This window comes from Ralstonia flaminis, assembly GCF_958415495.1.
Classification (GTDB): Bacteria; Pseudomonadota; Gammaproteobacteria; order Burkholderiales; family Burkholderiaceae; genus Ralstonia; species Ralstonia flaminis.
Window position 1 is genome coordinate 17,957 of the sequence record NZ_CATZLL010000016.1, and the last position, 14,144, is coordinate 32,100.

A 14,144-nucleotide genomic window follows, 5' to 3' on the forward strand; every position below is an offset into this window, starting at 1 on the left:
TTGTAGCGTTGCCGTCCCATGCTGCCGAAGGCAAATCGTCCGGAAATCCGCCTAACGGTTGACGTCGACAACGACGCGCCCGCGCATCTTGCCGGCCATGATGTCGTGCGCAGCATCAATGGCCTCCGAGAGCGTCACCTCGCGTGTGATGGCCGCCAAGCGATCCGGCAGCAAGTCGGTCGCCAGGCGCTGCCATGCCGTCTGGCGTAGCGCACGCGGCGCCATCACGCTGTCGATGCCACACAGCGTCACGCCGCGCAGGATGAACGGGGCAACGGTGGCCGGAAAATCCATCCCCTGCGCCAGTCCGCAGGCGGTGACCACACCACCGTAGCGCACCTGGGCGCAGGCATTGACCAGCGTGTGCGACCCCACCGAATCGACCACCGCCGCCCAGCGTTCCTTCTGCAGCGGCTTGCCCGGCGCGGACAGCTCGGCGCGGTCGATCACATCGGCGGCGCCCAGGGCTTGCAGGAAATCCGCCTCGCTCGTCTTGCCGGTGGAGGCAACCACGCGGTACCCGAGCTTGCCCAGCAGCGCGATGGCGATCGAGCCCACGCCGCCCGAGGCGCCCGTCACCAGCACCTCGCCGTCGCCCGGTTTGACGCCGGCGCGCTCCAGCGCCAGCACCGACAGCATCGCCGTGTAACCCGCCGTGCCGATCGCCATGGCCTGCCGAGCATCGAGCCCCGCCGGCAGCGCGACCAGCCAGTCGCCCGAGAGGCGCGCGCGCTGGGCGAGGCAACCCCAGTGCGCCTCGCCGACGCCCCAGCCGTTGAGGACGACCGCATCACCCGTTTTCCAGTCCGGATGCGTGGAATCCAGCACCACGCCCGCACCGTCGATGCCGGCCACCATCGGCCACTTACGCACGACGGGGCCGCGGCCGGTGATGGCCAGGCCATCCTTGTAGTTGATGGTCGACCAGTCCACGCGGATCAGCACGTCACCCGCGGTCACGCTGTTGGCCAGTGCTTCGGGCGTCGACAATGCCGCGTCATCCAGGTCAACGATGTGGGCCAGCGGTCCGCCATCCTGCTTTTCCAGCATCAGCGCGCGAAACGGCATGCCAAGTCTCCAATGGTGTTGTGAATGCGAGCGCCCAAAGAAAAAGCGCCGGATCAACCGGCGCTTCATCTGGGCAATTTACGACTTCTTGAGCGCAGCGAACTTGCGCTCCAGCGTGGCCGCATCGATCAGGCCCGGGGCCCGCGAGCCGTCCGGGAAGATGATGGCCGGCGTGCCGGTCACGTTGAGCGACTGGCCCAGCTTCAGGTTGGCTTCCAGCGGCGTGTCGCAGGTGCCGGCGCCGCCTGGGGCGGTCTTGGCGGTCATCCAGTCGCGCCAGGCCTTGGCACGGTCGGCCGAGCACCAGATCTGCTTGGCCTTGGTGTTCGAATCTTCCGACAGGATCGGGAACAGGAAGGTGTAGACCGTGATGTTGTCGACCTGCGTGAGCATCTGCTCCAGCTTGTGGCAGTACGGGCAGTTGGGGTCGGAGAACACGGCGATCTTGCGCGCGCCGTTGCCCTTGACCCACTTCACCGCGCGGTCCAACGGCAGATCGGACCACTTGATGCGGTTCAGCTCGGCCAGGCGCTCTTGCGTGAGGTTGGTGGCGGTCTGCGTGTCGAGCAGGTCGCCGTTCAGGACGTAGCGGCCGGTGGCGTCGCTGTAGACGACCTGGCTGCCGAGGTTGATCTCGTACAGACCGGCCAGCGGCGACTTGCTGACGCTCTTGATCTCCACGTTGGAGCCCAGGGCCTTCTGCACCGTGGCCTTGACCTTGTCCAGTGCGGGCTCGGCGGCGCCCGCAGTCCCCGTCGTCAGCATGTAACCCGCGCCAATGGCGGCCACAGTAACCGCCGAGGCGATGGCCGCCACCCGAATACGAAACGACATAAAAGCTCCTGATACCCCGAAAGCGCTGATGATGCCTCAGCCCAGCGCGTGCTTAATCAATAAGCGTTTGATAAATGGCGTCATGCCCACCAGCGCCAAGCCCGCATTGCGTACCGTGCGGGGCAGCGCGCCCGGCAGGGCAAACAGCTTGTGCAGACCATCCGTGGCGGCCGTGAGCGACAGCAGGTCTTCGCGGCGGGCACGCTCGTAACGGCGCAACAACCTCAGATTGCCATGATCGCGCATGGTTTCACGTTCCGCCATCACCTTGCCAATTTCTGCGACATCCCGCAGACCCAGGTTCATGCCCTGCCCGGCCAGCGGATGGATCACATGGGCCGCATCGCCCACCAGTGCCACGCGCGGTGCGACCGCCCGGCTGGCGTGCTGCAGGATCAGCGGAAAGCCCTGCGCGGGGGTGATGTTCGACAGGCGTCCGAAGCGGGCGGCGATGGCGCCACCTGCGGCGGCCTCCACGGCACGGCAGAGCGCATCGGGCGACAGGGCCAACAGCTCACGCGCGTGCGCTTCATCGGCGGACCACACCATCGAGACACGGCGATCGGGCAACGGCAGCATCGCGAGGATCTCGCCGCGCGCGGGTGTGGCGTCGTCGGCTGCGGCGGCCTGCTCGGCCGAGGTACCGAGAAACCACTGCCACGCGGCGTCCTGATGCCAGTGCTCGGCCTGGAAGTTGGCGACCACGCCCAGTTGGCGGTACGGCCGTACCTCAGCCCGGATACCGGCCTGCTCGCGCACCCACGAGTGCTTGCCGTCGGCACCGATCACGCATTCGGCGCGAATCACCTGCCCGTCGGCCAGCGTCAGGCGCACGGCGTCTGCTTCCATCTCGAAGCCGGTGGCGGCGTGGGGGAAGGTCTGCACGGTGTGGGCGAAGCGCAGCGCGGTTTCCAGCGCGCGCTCGACCAGTGACGACTCGGCAATCCACGCCAGTTGCGGCGCGCCGGCGGCATAGGCGGAGAAATGCAGGTCGGGATGGAGGTGCTCGCCGCGCGCGGCTGCATCGTCGCCAAAGATGCGCATGTCGTGCACCGGCTGCACCCGCGTCATGTCGAGCGCGGGCCAGATGCGCAACTGTTCCAGCAACGCCTGCGAACTGGACGAGAACGCGTAGACGCGCGCATCCCAGGCATCGGGCCCGGTGGGTGCGGGCGATGGCGCGGGCGGCGCAATCAGCGCCACGCGCAAGCCGATCTGCGCAAGCCGCAGCGCGCACGCGCGCCCGACGATACCGCCGCCAACCACCGCCAGATGGTAGGCCGGTGCCTCCTTGGAAGCAGCCTTGGGAGAGGAAAACGCGGGTGTATTCATGGTGCGCCGATTATAGCGGCGGGGGCCGGTGCGACTTTGCGGCCGCGCAAATGTGTCACGGCAGGCACCTGGCGCTGACATGGGTCAGTCGGTATTTACGCCTACTCCGTCATTGAGGTGCGTCTACATCACTTACGAAGATTGCGGCGCGGGATGCATTTTCCGGCCACCCGAAGTGCGCCCCGCATCCCGAAAGTGGTCACGTCTTGGCATGCCCGCCGACCCGCAATGTGACGCCATTTCCACCTGAAAAACAGCGCTCAAGTCATCGCCCGGGATGGACGATAAAAGCGGGGCAATTCGACGTTTTGACGCGCACGACCCGCCGATAGAGTGCGGGTCCGATCCATGGATTCCTGATCGCCATGTGGACTCTCTCCCATATGACACCGCTGCCCAGGCTGATTGCCGGCGCGGCATTGCTGGCGCTGGTTGGCTGCGCGCAGTTGCAGACGCAGACGCCGCCCGCGCCCAACGCCCGCACCGCACCCGCAGGTGAGGTCTTGAGCTTCACCATTCCGCCCGATGCACTGGGCGCGCATGATCCGCAACTGACTGCCGTGCTGACCAAGGCCGGCGCGCTGGCTGCCGCGCAGAAGCGCCCGGCGACGATCCAGGTTGCCGCGCTGGGGCAGGACTTCCGCTACCTGAACCAAGCGCTGTGGAATGGCGTGCCCGCGCAACGCGCCGGTTATGTCCACCTGGAAAACCTGACCGTCAGCGCCAGCCAGCCGTATAGCGTGACGATCCGCACGCAGGATTAAGAGGAATGTCATGCGTATGACCCATCTACTCTTCCCACTGACCGTTGGCCTGTTAAGCGTGCCCGCATCTGCATTCGCCGCGCCACCCGATGCTTTGATGCCGGCAACGGCGGCAGCAGCGGCGGCCGACAAGGTCTATCCGCCCTTGCCCTCGTTGGCGATGCTGCCGCCGGGCGGCAGTGGTAGCGAGGTCGAACCCGCGCCCGCGGTACGCACGCGCGGCGGCAAACGCAAGGCGGCCTTCGTCCAGGTGCGCAAGGCAGCCGAGCCGGTGCCGCGCATGGTGGTGTCGGAAGCGTCGCACACGTATCTGGCCGGCATCGAGCATCAGCTTGAAGCGGCCTTACAGAAGTAACCACTCACCGATCGCCAGCCGGAGCCGTCATGGTCGCCACCCCCACCCTTCGCTTGATTTGTGGCCGAGTTGGCGCAGCGCTTCTACTGGCGCTGTCCAGCTTTGCCGTCAATGCAGCGGGTGATTGCTTTGAGCAGGCTGGCGCCTACCAGGGCGTCAACCCGACAGTGCTGCGCGCCATCGTGTGGTTTGAGTCGAAGGGCGATGCCAATGCGGTGCACCGCAACGCCGACGGCTCGGTCGATATCGGCCAGGCGCAGATCAATTCGATTCATTTCAGTACGCTGGCGCGCTATGGTGTGCCGCGCCGCGCGCTGACCGACGCCTGCGTCAACGTGTTCGTGGCGGCCTGGCTGCTCAAGCAAAAAATGGTTCGCCACGGAAACACGTGGCGCGCGATCGGCGCGTACCACTCCGAAACGCCTGCGCAGCGCGATGCCTACGCGCGCAGCATCCAGCGCGTGCTGGTGTCGTGGGGGGAACTGCGAGGTGCTCAGTAGTACGAGACCGTGGCGTAGGCCTGACGGGCGCCGATGGAGCGGCGCTCACCGCTGACCAGGCGCATCAGTTCGTCCTGGCGCGGGCAGACCAGCGCACGCACGCGGGCATCGTTGGCCAGGATGCGCATCATCAGGTCGCGCTTGCGTTGCAGCTCTTCGCGCGACAAGGCTGGGCGCTGGGCGTGGCCCAGACGTTCCATGTAGACCGCGCATTCGCGTTCCAGCGCGCTCACACCGTCCCAATCCCCGATTTCAGCGGCTGCGACCATCTCTGCAGACAGGGTGGCGATGGCCTCGTAGCTGGCGAACAGGCTGTCGTTGCTGGCAACCACGTGGGTCGGGCGGGCGGCGGTGGCGACGGTCCAGGACATGCTGTGCTCCCCATGCAGATTTGTTGTTTGGAGCAAGACAGTGCAATAGGCATGCCCGGTCCCTGCGGCACCCGTCTTTGCCACATCAAAATTGGCTCAGGGCCTTATCCCGCCTGGGTTGACGGGCAGGCTGGGGACTTCCCTACCCCCTTGCCGACATCCACTGTGGACGGGGTTTTGCGCAAAGTTGTTACGTTTCTGGAACGTAACGCGTAACGGCCCCGTAACGCGTTTTCGGCCCGCGCCCCTGGCCCGCCGGGATTCGTCTTGCTTACCCAATGTGGCTTCCTAGAATTTGACAGTGGCGCGCCGCAGACGGATTGCGGGGCCGCTTTCGTCCGCTTGTCTTCGATACGGCAGGCTGTCTGCCTGCCCGTTTCCGACCCTCCATCCGGGCCAAGCCCTGACAACGTCCGCCTCGGCCGATTGCCGTGGTCGCGCGCGCATTCATCAACCGCGTCGGCTGGAGGAAACCATGACCTATCACCTGGAAGGCAGGCTGCTCGAGGTCTGCAACTGCCGCGTCCTATGCCCGTGCTGGATCGGCGAGGACCCCGATTTCAAGGTCTGCGACACCATCGTGGCGTGGCATATGGACCAGGGCACGATCGAGGGCGTCGATGTGTCCGGCTGCACCATCGCCGCTGTCGCCCGCGTGCCCGGCAACATTCTGGAGGGCAACTGGACGGCGGCGATCTTCCTCAACGATTCCGCCTCGGACGAGCAGGAGAAAGCCCTTCTCAAGGTCTACACCGGCCAGGCCGGCGGTCCGATTGCCGAACTGGCCAAGCTGATCGGCAAGGTCGTCTCGGTCGAGCGTGCGCCGATCACGTTCGACATCGTGGGCGCCAAGGGCACGCTCAAGATTGGCACCGATTACTACGCCGAACTGGAACCGTACATGGGCCCGACCGGCCAGCAGACCACGCTGTCGGACACCGTGTTCTCGACCGTGCCCGGTGCGCCGGTGTTCGTGGGCAAGGCGCCGGTCTATCGCTCGAAGAACGCGGACATCGGCATCAATGTCGACCTCCAGAACCACAACGCGCTGCAGAGTACGTTCCTGTTTGATGCGTGAGTGCTGCGGCAACCATGCGCGTCACTGCGTCCCGCCATCAGCGCGTCTTCCTGCCGGTGCTTGCCGGCTTGGTGACACTTGCCTGGCTCACGCTGTGGCTGTGGGCGCGCAGCCCATATGGCCGCTATCTGGATCATGGCGACTGGACGGCCTCCGGCCCGGCGGCGTGGCTGTGCCGGGTGGTGCCGGCAGGTTCGCTCGTCGTGCCGGCGGCGCTCTACGCATTGGCCTGGACGCTGATGATTCTGGCGATGATGCTGCCGACCACGTTGCCGCTGTTCCGGGCCTTTGACCGCGTCGTTGTGGGGCGGGCAGATCGCCAGCGCTTGCTGGTGTTGCTGGGCGCCGGCTACCTCACCGCCTGGAGCGCGTTCGGCCTGCTGGCACATGGGCTGCATGCGGTGCTGCTCGCTGGGGTGGCGCGGGTGCCGCTGCTGGGCTGGCATGGCTGGCTGATCGGCGCGGCCACGCTGGCGGGTGCCGGTGCCTTCCAGTTCAGCGCGCTGAAGTATCGATGCCTCGACCAGTGCCGGTCGCCGCTGAGCTTCGTCATCAGCCATTGGCATGGCCCCGCGCCGCAGCGGCAGGCATTCCTGCTGGGGCTGCGCCACGGGCTGTTCTGCGTGGGGTGCTGCTGGGCGCTGATGCTGCTGATGTTCGTGGTGGGCGCGGGCAGCCTCGGCTGGATGCTGGTGCTGGCCGCCGCCATGGCCATCGAGAAGAACGTCGCGTGGGGACGTCGGTTGTCTGCGCCGTTGGGCGTGGCGCTGCTGGCGGGTGCCGCTGCGCTTGTGGCAACGCACCTCTGGGGCGCAGCGCCCCTCGCGTGATGGCCACCGTGGATGCCATGGATACCACCAGCGACGGCCAGCTCGCCCTGCGCACGGTGGTGCTCACCAGCATCACCATGGTGGCGTTCGCCTCCAACTCGCTGCTGTGCCGGCTGGCGTTGCAGCATGCGTCCATTGATGCGGCCAGCTTCTCAAGCATCCGGCTGGTGTCGGGCGCGCTCATGCTGGCCATCCTCGCGCGATTCAACGCTGGCCGGGCGCCAAAAGCCCGCACGGATTGGACCGCCGCGGCCATGCTGTTCACCTACGTCGCGTTCTTCTCGTTTGCGTATCTCACCTTGAGCGCGGGCACGGGCGCGCTGATCCTGTTCGGTGCAGTGCAGCTCACCATGCTGGGCGCGGGCCTGCGCGCGGGTGAACGGTTCGAACCGCTCGGCTGGGCGGGCTTTGCGCTGGCGCTGGGCGGGCTGATCTACCTGGTATCACCCGGTGTGACGGCGCCGACACCTCTGGGGGCCGCGTTGATGACGGTAGCCGGCGTGGCCTGGGGCGTATATTCGCTGCGCGGCCGCGGGCTCGACAATCCACTGGGCGCCACCGCCGGCAACTTCCTGCGTGCCGCGCCCATGGCGCTCGCCTTGAGTGCGGTGCTGGTCAGCCGCGCGCACGCCAGCCCGGTAGGGATCGCGCTGGCGCTGGCCTCTGGTGCGGTCACTTCGGGCATCGGCTATGTGATCTGGTATGCGGCCCTCAAGGGGCTCTCGGCGATCCGCGCGGCGGCGGTGCAACTGTCGGTGCCGCCCATTGCGGCGTTTGGTGCGGTGCTGTTCCTGGCTGAACCACTGACGCCGCGGCTGGCGGCGGCCTCTGCCGCCATCCTGGGCGGGATTGCCCTGGTGCTGGCCAGTCGCACCCAGCGCAAGCGCGCCGAGGCCGCGTCCTAGGGGCTAGACCCGACCCGGAGCGGTTACAATCACGCCTCTCCGTGAACGACGCGCACAGCCTTGATTCCGCTGTGCTGCTGCCGCCCCAGCGTCACGCAACCCCTTGATTTAGAGCCTTTTTCACCATGAGCCTCCAATGCGGCATCGTCGGTCTGCCGAACGTCGGCAAGTCGACCCTGTTCAATGCCCTGACCAAAGCCGGCATCGCCGCCGAGAACTACCCGTTCTGCACGATCGAGCCCAACGTGGGCGTGGTGGAAGTGCCGGACGCCCGCCTGCAGGCACTGGCTGACATCGTCAAGCCGGAGCGCGTGCTACCGGCAGTGGTCGAGTTCGTCGACATTGCAGGTCTGGTGGCAGGTGCGTCCAAGGGCGAAGGCCTGGGCAACCAGTTCCTGGCCAACATCCGCGAGACCGATGCCATCACCCATGTGGTGCGCTGTTTCGAAGATGACAACGTGATCCACGTGGCCGGCAAGGTCGACCCGATCGCCGACATCGAAGTCATCAACACCGAGCTGGCCCTCGCTGACCTGGGTACGGTGGAAAAGGCGCTGCAGCGCTACACCAAGGCCGCCAAGTCGGGCAACGACAAGGAAGCCGCCAAGCTGGTCGCCGTGCTGGAAAAGGCCCAGAAGGTGCTGGACGAAGCCAAGCCGGTGCGCGGCCTGAACCTGACCGATGAAGAGTGGGCGACGATCAAGCCGCTGTGCCTGATCACGGCCAAGCCGACCATGTACGTGGCCAACGTGCGCGAAGACGGCTTCGAGAACAACCCGCACCTGGACGCCGTGCGCGCCTACGCCGCGCAGACGAATTCGCCGGTGGTAGCCGTGTGCGCCGCCATCGAAGCCGAAATCGCTGATTTGGACGACGCCGACAAGGCTGAATTCCTGGCCGACATCGGCATGGAAGAGCCGGGCCTGAACCGCGTGATCCGCGCGGCCTTCAAGCTGCTGGGTCTGCAAACGTACTTCACGGCAGGCGTGAAGGAAGTGCGCGCCTGGACGATCCACATTGGCGACACCGCCCCGCGTGCGGCAGCGGCCATCCACACGGATTTCGAGCGCGGCTTCATCCGCGCCCAGACGATTTCGTACGACGATTTCATCCAGTTCAAGGGCGAACAGGGCGCCAAGGAAGCCGGCAAGATGCGCGCCGAAGGCAAGGAATACATCGTCAAGGACGGCGATGTGCTGCACTTCCTGTTCAACGTCTGATCCGGCAAGCGCAACGAAGAAGCCCCGCATTGCGGGGCTTTTTTCATGTCCGGCGATCGTGGCGACGGCGACTAGCGCAGCCCGTAGCCGTAGATGCTTCGGTCCGAACTCTCGTACCAGTTGCCCTTGGACCAGAACACCTCGTCGCGCGCGGCGTCGAAGCCAGCCACGCCCAGGTAGCCCGGGATCGCCAGACGATGCCAGGAGCGCCCCCAGTCGCGCGAGTAGAACACGGCGTCGCCCGAGATCTGCGCGCCGTCCGACGTCCACGGGTAGATCCACTTCGGCACGTGGTGGGTGCCGCTCACGTTGGCCACCAGCGTCTCCTGACCCGCCCAGAAGCCGCGCGTGTAAGCACTGGCGGAGAGCGGGTCGAACGACGTGGGCAGGCTGCCCTGCTCGCTCCAGGCCAGCGTGGCGGGGTCCAGCAGGGCCACCTGCATGCGCTTGTCGCTGGCATGGTCGATCAGGCCAATCACGCGGCCCGCGGGGCTGCGGTAAACCTCGTCGACCCAGGTGTCTTCCAGGCGTTGCGGCGCGCCCAACTGCCAGCGTCCGTCGACACGGCGCAGCTCTGCGCGGCTGGTTACCAGCACGGCGCCGGCGTAGTAAGCGCTGTCGGGGCGGCTGTAGCGGAAACGTTGCGAGACCCAAAGCACCGCGCGCTGGGCATCGAGCTGAACGACCTGCGCATGCACCTCGCCCTCTACGGCTTCAGCGCCCGAGCCCCACTCCACGCCCGACGGCGCCTTGCCACGCACGTGATCCACGTTGACCAGCATCGACGGAGGAACCGGCACGCGCTGCGCGGTCTTGCCGCCGTCGTTGGAGTAGAACAGCGCGACGGCGCGGCCTGAATCCGGCGCAGGGTTGTCCGGGCCGGCAGCTGCCGGGGCCTCTGCATCGAAGGACAGACCATCGCCCGAAGCCACGCTCCACAGTTCCTGCGTGCTGAACCAGCTCAGCTTGAGCGCCCAGGCGGAAACATTGGTGGTGTCCATGAACCCGGCGCGTTGCCAGGCCCAGGTCTTGCCCTGGTCGTCGCTGCGGAACACGGCGCTCTGCTGGATGCCATCGCCGCTGGCAGAAGCCGGGCGGTCCTGGCTCGTCAGCAGATAAAGCGTGCGCCCGTCAGGAGTGGCCTGCAGGCAAGTGGTGCCGCTGACCGTGGCCACCAGCTCGAACTGGCCCTGCGCATTCAGACGAGAGAGGTAGGAGGTTGTACGTTCGCGCGGGCCGGCACGCTCATCCCCGGACGTAGCCTTGTCGCGCAGCAACGCATCAATATCGATGGGGTGGGTATCGCCGGGCATCACATCGCGCGAGCCCTCGTAGCTGCCAATCAGCCAGGTTGATTGCGGCGTGACGGTCACGCCCGTGCACATCTGCTCCATGCCGCGCTGCTCGACAAAGGCGACGGTGCCCAGCGTGCGCTGGTTGGGGCTGGCGCCACCGATCTCGAACTTGGCCACGGTGATCTTGCCCATGTACCAGGCCGGCGCGGCCAGCAGGATGACCAGCCCGACACGGCGCAAAGTCTTGTTGGAGAAACGGGAGCGGAGCATGGTTGGCGCACCTTGTGCAAAGCGCGCCACGATAGCAAAGCCATGTTAACGGCGGTTAACCACGCTTGGCGTTCTAACGTCGCGCCACCTGCGGCTGGATGCCGTCTCCGCACCAGTTGGCCCGCATGCGGCGGCCATCGCGCAGGTCGATCACCGTGTCGAATTCAGTCGACTGCGCGCCGGCAAACAGATAGCGGTAGCGCGTGTTCTCGAACGCGATCTTGAAGCCAGCGGGCACCTGGGCCTCAGGCAGACGTTTCAGCGGGCCGAAGCGCGGCACGCCGTCGCGCTCGGGCGTCGCGAGATCGGACACCTGGCCGCACAGCGGGCCACTGCCGCGCGCCAGATCATGCAGCGAGATAAAGCCGATCTCGTCGACGAGGTAACCGGCCGCCGGCCCGTTGAGGCGGCCGACATAGGTGCGATCGACCACGGTATCGCCCACTGCCGAACCCATTTCCTCAAGCTGGAACACGCGATTGCCGCCGATGCCCAGCAGCTCATCACTATCGGCGAGCTGGAAGTAGACGAAATCCGGCGCGTTGCGAATGCGCACGACCTTGTAGACCTCGCCGAAATACAGGATGTCGTTACCGCTGCGGGCAATGCGGAAGTTCGATGCCGTGGTGTTGCGCACGAGTTCACTCCGGCATTTCAGCCCGGGCAGCCCCGGCACCGGGCATGTCGATGGCAGCATCTGAAAGGTGGCCGCGCGCGCACCATCCAGCGGCTTGCCCTTCACGTAGATGTGCTGGCCATCGCTGATCACATTGGAGTACAAAGGCTGCGCGAAGGCCAAGACGGTCAGGCTCGGGCGCACGTCAGGGCGCAGCTTGATGCCGTCCAGCGCATCAATCTCGTAGACCCGGCCACCGTTGACGGCGAAGGTCTCATCAAACACCGTCACCGGCCCCGGCGCCATGCCTGGCACAGGTGTCTCGTCGTGGTAGATGCGCGTGCGGTCTCGGGCCCAGGCGGCATCGGCAGCGGCACCCTGCGGCGTGAAGACCTGAAAGCTGGCCGCATCTGCGCCGGCAATCGGCGAGGTGTATGAGAACACCATGCGACCATCCGTCGCATAGCCCTGACCGAGCGGGCGCAAGCTCGCACCATTCTGCGTGAGCCGGTAGTAGTTGCGAACCTCGGACACCTCGTTGCGCTGAAGCGGCCCCGGGATCAGGCACGAGGGGTTGAATGCCGGCCCGCCACCCGCACACGCACGCGACGTGTTCACATCGGTGGTGATGAAGTAGCCCTGGCCGTCGATCACGCCAAAGCGGTCACTGCGCATCTCGATGGCGTGGTGCTTGCAAGCGTTGGTGCGTTCCGGCCGCAGATCAGAGATGGATTGCCCCGGCTTCGCGGGCGGGTACCAGTACTCAGTACAGCTTCGCACTGTATAGGCCAGGCCAGCCGCCGGCAGGCTCAGCAATGTTGCGGCGACTGCGAGCAGGCCGGCTAGCCGTGCACGCCGCATCAGCGTCCGCCCCGCAGCAAACCCCACGCGGCCGGCACCACCATTGCGCCGATCACCGCCGCCGTCCACGCCATGATCTGCCCGTCGGCGTACAGGTGCGCGAACTGGCCGCCGTAGTAGCCAACCAACGCGCCGATCACGCCGGCCACCAGCGCGGCCAGCCAGCCGAGGCGTTTGCCGCCCGGATGCAGCCAACGCGCTGCAGCCCCCACTGCCAGCCCGATCCATAGCGGCCCGATCCACCCCATTGCCTGTTCTCCGTATTGCCGTGCGCGATTTTGCGATGCGTCGCGATTCAATTGGACGCGTACCTTAGCGCAAGGCAGGGCGGAAAACCACACAGAAGGCAACCACAGCGCACCCGCTGTCAGGTGATGCATAACCAACATTTTGGCGTCGAACGACGGTTCGATTGCCCTGTGCCCTGCCGAGCGTCGGGGCCGGCGTTATAATCGTGGGTGCTCAAAATTCGTGCCGTTCATTCTTAACCGGCCGCCCCACATGCAGTTGCTGACGCTCGGAATCAACCACCACACTGCGCCGCTTTCCCTGCGCGAGAAGGTGGCGTTTCCGCTCGAACAGCTCCAGCCCGCACTGGCCACGCTGCGCCAGCATCTGCCCCGCCGCAAGAGCACGGCCGAGGCCGCTATCCTGTCCACCTGCAATCGCACCGAGCTGTACTGCGCCACCGACGGCAACCTGCCCGAAGATATGGCGCACGAGCACGCGATCCGCTGGTTGGCCCACCACCACAACATCGACCCGGGCGAACTTGCGCCCCACGTCTATTCGCTGGGTCAATCGCTGGCCGTGCGTCACGCATTTCGCGTGGCCAGCGGGCTCGATTCGATGGTGCTGGGTGAGACGCAGATCCTCGGCCAGATGAAAGACGCCGTGCGCACCGCCACCGAGGCCGGCGCCCTGGGCACGTACCTGAATCAGCTCTTCCAGCGCACCTTTGCGGTTGCCAAGGAAGTGCGCGGCACGACGGAGATCGGCGCGCATTCCGTGTCGATGGCTGCTGCCGCCGTGCGCCTGGCGCAGCGCATCTTCGAATCGATTGCCGAGCAGCGCGTGCTGTTCATCGGCGCCGGCGAGATGATCGAACTGTGCGCCACCCACTTCGCCGCGCAGAAGCCGCGCGAGGTGGTGATCGCCAACCGCACACTCGAGCGTGGCGAGAAGCTGGCCGAAGCCCTGTCGAACCAGGGCCTGAACGCCCGCGCCTTACGCCTGGCCGAACTGCCGACCAAGCTGGCCGAGTTTGACATCGTCGTCTCGTGCACCGCCAGCACGCTGCCGATCATTGGCCTGGGGGCCGTGGAACGCGCCATCAAGCAGCGCCGCCATCGCCCGATGTTCATGGTCGACCTGGCCGTGCCGCGCGACATTGAGCCCGAAGTCGCACGCCTGTCGGACATCTTCCTCTATACCGTGGACGACCTCGGCGCCATCGTGCGCGAGGGCAATGCGCTGCGGCAGGCCGCTGTGGCGCAGGCCGAGGCCATCATCGAGACGCGCGTGCAGAACTTCATGCACTGGCTCGACGCACGCAGCGTGGTGCCCGTCATCCGCGACTTGCACGCACAGGCTGAAACGCTGCGCCAAGGCGAACTGGAGCGCGCCCAGCGCATGCTCGCGCGTGGCGACGATCCGGCGCTGGTACTCGAAGCGCTGTCGCAAGCGCTCACCAAAAAATTCCTCCACGGCCCGACGCATGCGCTCAACCATGCGCAGGGCGAAGGCCGCGAACAGCTGATCGACCTGCTGCCGGCACTGTTCCGCCAGTCCAGCCACTCCGAGCGCTAGCGGCGCGCTGGCTCTGCGTGCCGCTCCGGTACGCAT

15 protein-coding genes are annotated in these 14,144 nt (G+C 66.3%); 8 read left to right on the top strand and 7 right to left on the bottom strand.

What is annotated here, in order from left to right:
* Positions 1 to 51: 51 nt before the first annotated feature.
* From acuI to R2N11_RS21360, 3 genes are all read right to left on the bottom strand, one after another.
* On the bottom strand, positions 52 to 1,068 hold the full coding sequence (gene acuI, locus R2N11_RS21350) for an acrylyl-CoA reductase (NADPH) (protein WP_199032928.1): 1,017 nt from the start codon (positions 1,066 to 1,068) through the stop codon (positions 52 to 54).
* A 78-nt stretch (positions 1,069 to 1,146) separates the two neighbouring features.
* Entirely contained in the window at positions 1,147 to 1,902 is a 756-nt protein-coding gene (locus tag R2N11_RS21355; RefSeq protein ID WP_199032927.1) for a DsbC family protein, read from the bottom strand.
* 36 nt (positions 1,903 to 1,938) lie between these two features.
* Positions 1,939 to 3,234: a UbiH/UbiF family hydroxylase gene (locus R2N11_RS21360; protein WP_316682306.1), complete on the bottom strand. Its 1,296-nt coding sequence runs from the start codon at positions 3,232 to 3,234 to the stop codon at positions 1,939 to 1,941.
* A gap of 365 nt (positions 3,235 to 3,599) precedes the next feature.
* Here R2N11_RS21360 and R2N11_RS21365 point away from each other — a divergent pair, with 365 nt between their 5' ends.
* From R2N11_RS21365 to R2N11_RS21375, 3 genes are read left to right on the top strand one after another with little or no spacing between them, the layout of a single operon-like run.
* Positions 3,600 to 3,998: a hypothetical protein gene (locus R2N11_RS21365; RefSeq protein ID WP_316682308.1), complete on the top strand. Its 399-nt coding sequence runs from the start codon at positions 3,600 to 3,602 to the stop codon at positions 3,996 to 3,998.
* A 10-nt stretch (positions 3,999 to 4,008) separates the two neighbouring features.
* The gene (locus R2N11_RS21370) at positions 4,009 to 4,353 is read left to right on the top strand and encodes a hypothetical protein (protein WP_316682310.1); all 345 of its coding nucleotides are present in this window, start codon (positions 4,009 to 4,011) and stop codon (positions 4,351 to 4,353) included.
* A gap of 29 nt (positions 4,354 to 4,382) precedes the next feature.
* Complete coding sequence (locus R2N11_RS21375) at positions 4,383 to 4,853, top strand: lytic transglycosylase domain-containing protein (RefSeq protein ID WP_316682311.1); 471 nt, start codon at positions 4,383 to 4,385, stop codon at positions 4,851 to 4,853.
* Here R2N11_RS21375 and R2N11_RS21380 read toward each other — a convergent pair.
* Positions 4,847 to 5,224: a flagellar protein FliT gene (locus R2N11_RS21380; RefSeq protein WP_199032923.1), complete on the bottom strand. Its 378-nt coding sequence runs from the start codon at positions 5,222 to 5,224 to the stop codon at positions 4,847 to 4,849. The two genes, R2N11_RS21375 and R2N11_RS21380, sit on opposite strands and share 7 nt — an antisense overlap.
* A 475-nt stretch (positions 5,225 to 5,699) precedes the next feature.
* Between R2N11_RS21380 and R2N11_RS21385 the strand changes: the two genes are divergently transcribed.
* From R2N11_RS21385 to ychF, 4 genes are all read left to right on the top strand, one after another.
* Positions 5,700 to 6,302 carry a DUF1326 domain-containing protein gene (locus R2N11_RS21385; RefSeq protein ID WP_316682312.1) on the top strand — a complete coding sequence of 201 codons (603 nt, stop codon included), beginning with the start codon at positions 5,700 to 5,702 and terminating at the stop codon, positions 6,300 to 6,302.
* Positions 6,303 to 6,316: 14 nt separating this feature from the next.
* Positions 6,317 to 7,132, top strand: coding sequence for a DUF2182 domain-containing protein (locus R2N11_RS21390; protein WP_316682313.1), 816 nt, complete (start codon positions 6,317 to 6,319; stop codon positions 7,130 to 7,132).
* 17 nt (positions 7,133 to 7,149) lie between these two features.
* Positions 7,150 to 8,037, top strand: a complete 888-nt coding sequence (locus R2N11_RS21395; protein ID WP_316682314.1) for a DMT family transporter — start codon at positions 7,150 to 7,152, stop codon at positions 8,035 to 8,037.
* A 125-nt stretch (positions 8,038 to 8,162) separates the two neighbouring features.
* Positions 8,163 to 9,257, top strand: a complete 1,095-nt coding sequence (gene ychF / locus R2N11_RS21400; RefSeq protein WP_316682315.1) for a redox-regulated ATPase YchF — start codon at positions 8,163 to 8,165, stop codon at positions 9,255 to 9,257.
* Between the two features lie 71 nt (positions 9,258 to 9,328).
* Here ychF and R2N11_RS21405 read toward each other — a convergent pair whose 3' ends face one another.
* The 3 genes from R2N11_RS21405 to R2N11_RS21415 all read right to left on the bottom strand — a co-directional run bounded on the left by R2N11_RS21405 (position 9,329) and on the right by R2N11_RS21415 (position 12,547).
* Positions 9,329 to 10,822, bottom strand: coding sequence for a hypothetical protein (locus R2N11_RS21405; RefSeq protein ID WP_316682316.1), 1,494 nt, complete (start codon positions 10,820 to 10,822; stop codon positions 9,329 to 9,331).
* Between the two features lie 73 nt (positions 10,823 to 10,895).
* Positions 10,896 to 12,299, bottom strand: coding sequence for a DKNYY domain-containing protein (locus R2N11_RS21410; RefSeq protein WP_316682317.1), 1,404 nt, complete (start codon positions 12,297 to 12,299; stop codon positions 10,896 to 10,898).
* The gene (locus tag R2N11_RS21415; RefSeq protein ID WP_199031697.1) at positions 12,299 to 12,547 is read right to left on the bottom strand and encodes a GlsB/YeaQ/YmgE family stress response membrane protein; all 249 of its coding nucleotides are present in this window, start codon (positions 12,545 to 12,547) and stop codon (positions 12,299 to 12,301) included. Before R2N11_RS21415 ends, R2N11_RS21410 begins: the two co-directional genes overlap by 1 nt.
* A gap of 253 nt (positions 12,548 to 12,800) precedes the next feature.
* Between R2N11_RS21415 and hemA the strand changes: the two genes are divergently transcribed.
* A complete protein-coding gene (gene hemA / locus R2N11_RS21420; protein WP_316682318.1) occupies positions 12,801 to 14,108 on the top strand; it encodes a glutamyl-tRNA reductase in 1,308 nt (435 codons plus the stop codon).
* Positions 14,109 to 14,144 lie beyond the last annotated feature (36 nt).

What these genes read in the sequence shown, in the direction of transcription:
- R2N11_RS21355 (WP_199032927.1), bottom strand. Translation starts at nt 1,902, where the DNA reads ATGTCGTTTCGTATTCGGGTGGCGGCCATCGCCTCGGCGGTTACTGTG.
- R2N11_RS21385 (WP_316682312.1), top strand. Translation starts at nt 5,700, where the DNA reads ATGACCTATCACCTGGAAGGCAGGCTGCTCGAGGTCTGCAACTGCCGC.
- R2N11_RS21415 (WP_199031697.1), bottom strand. Translation starts at nt 12,547, where the DNA reads ATGGGGTGGATCGGGCCGCTATGGATCGGGCTGGCAGTGGGGGCTGCA.
- ychF (WP_316682315.1), top strand. Translation starts at nt 8,163, where the DNA reads ATGAGCCTCCAATGCGGCATCGTCGGTCTGCCGAACGTCGGCAAGTCG.
- R2N11_RS21370 (WP_316682310.1), top strand. Translation starts at nt 4,009, where the DNA reads ATGCGTATGACCCATCTACTCTTCCCACTGACCGTTGGCCTGTTAAGC.
- R2N11_RS21380 (WP_199032923.1), bottom strand. Translation starts at nt 5,224, where the DNA reads ATGTCCTGGACCGTCGCCACCGCCGCCCGCCCGACCCACGTGGTTGCC.
- hemA (WP_316682318.1), top strand. Translation starts at nt 12,801, where the DNA reads ATGCAGTTGCTGACGCTCGGAATCAACCACCACACTGCGCCGCTTTCC.
- R2N11_RS21390 (WP_316682313.1), top strand. Translation starts at nt 6,317, where the DNA reads ATGCGCGTCACTGCGTCCCGCCATCAGCGCGTCTTCCTGCCGGTGCTT.
- R2N11_RS21375 (WP_316682311.1), top strand. Translation starts at nt 4,383, where the DNA reads ATGGTCGCCACCCCCACCCTTCGCTTGATTTGTGGCCGAGTTGGCGCA.
- R2N11_RS21405 (WP_316682316.1), bottom strand. Translation starts at nt 10,822, where the DNA reads ATGCTCCGCTCCCGTTTCTCCAACAAGACTTTGCGCCGTGTCGGGCTG.
- R2N11_RS21365 (WP_316682308.1), top strand. Translation starts at nt 3,600, where the DNA reads ATGTGGACTCTCTCCCATATGACACCGCTGCCCAGGCTGATTGCCGGC.
- acuI (WP_199032928.1), bottom strand. Translation starts at nt 1,068, where the DNA reads ATGCCGTTTCGCGCGCTGATGCTGGAAAAGCAGGATGGCGGACCGCTG.
- R2N11_RS21395 (WP_316682314.1), top strand. Translation starts at nt 7,150, where the DNA reads ATGGATACCACCAGCGACGGCCAGCTCGCCCTGCGCACGGTGGTGCTC.
- R2N11_RS21360 (WP_316682306.1), bottom strand. Translation starts at nt 3,234, where the DNA reads ATGAATACACCCGCGTTTTCCTCTCCCAAGGCTGCTTCCAAGGAGGCA.
- R2N11_RS21410 (WP_316682317.1), bottom strand. Translation starts at nt 12,299, where the DNA reads ATGCGGCGTGCACGGCTAGCCGGCCTGCTCGCAGTCGCCGCAACATTG.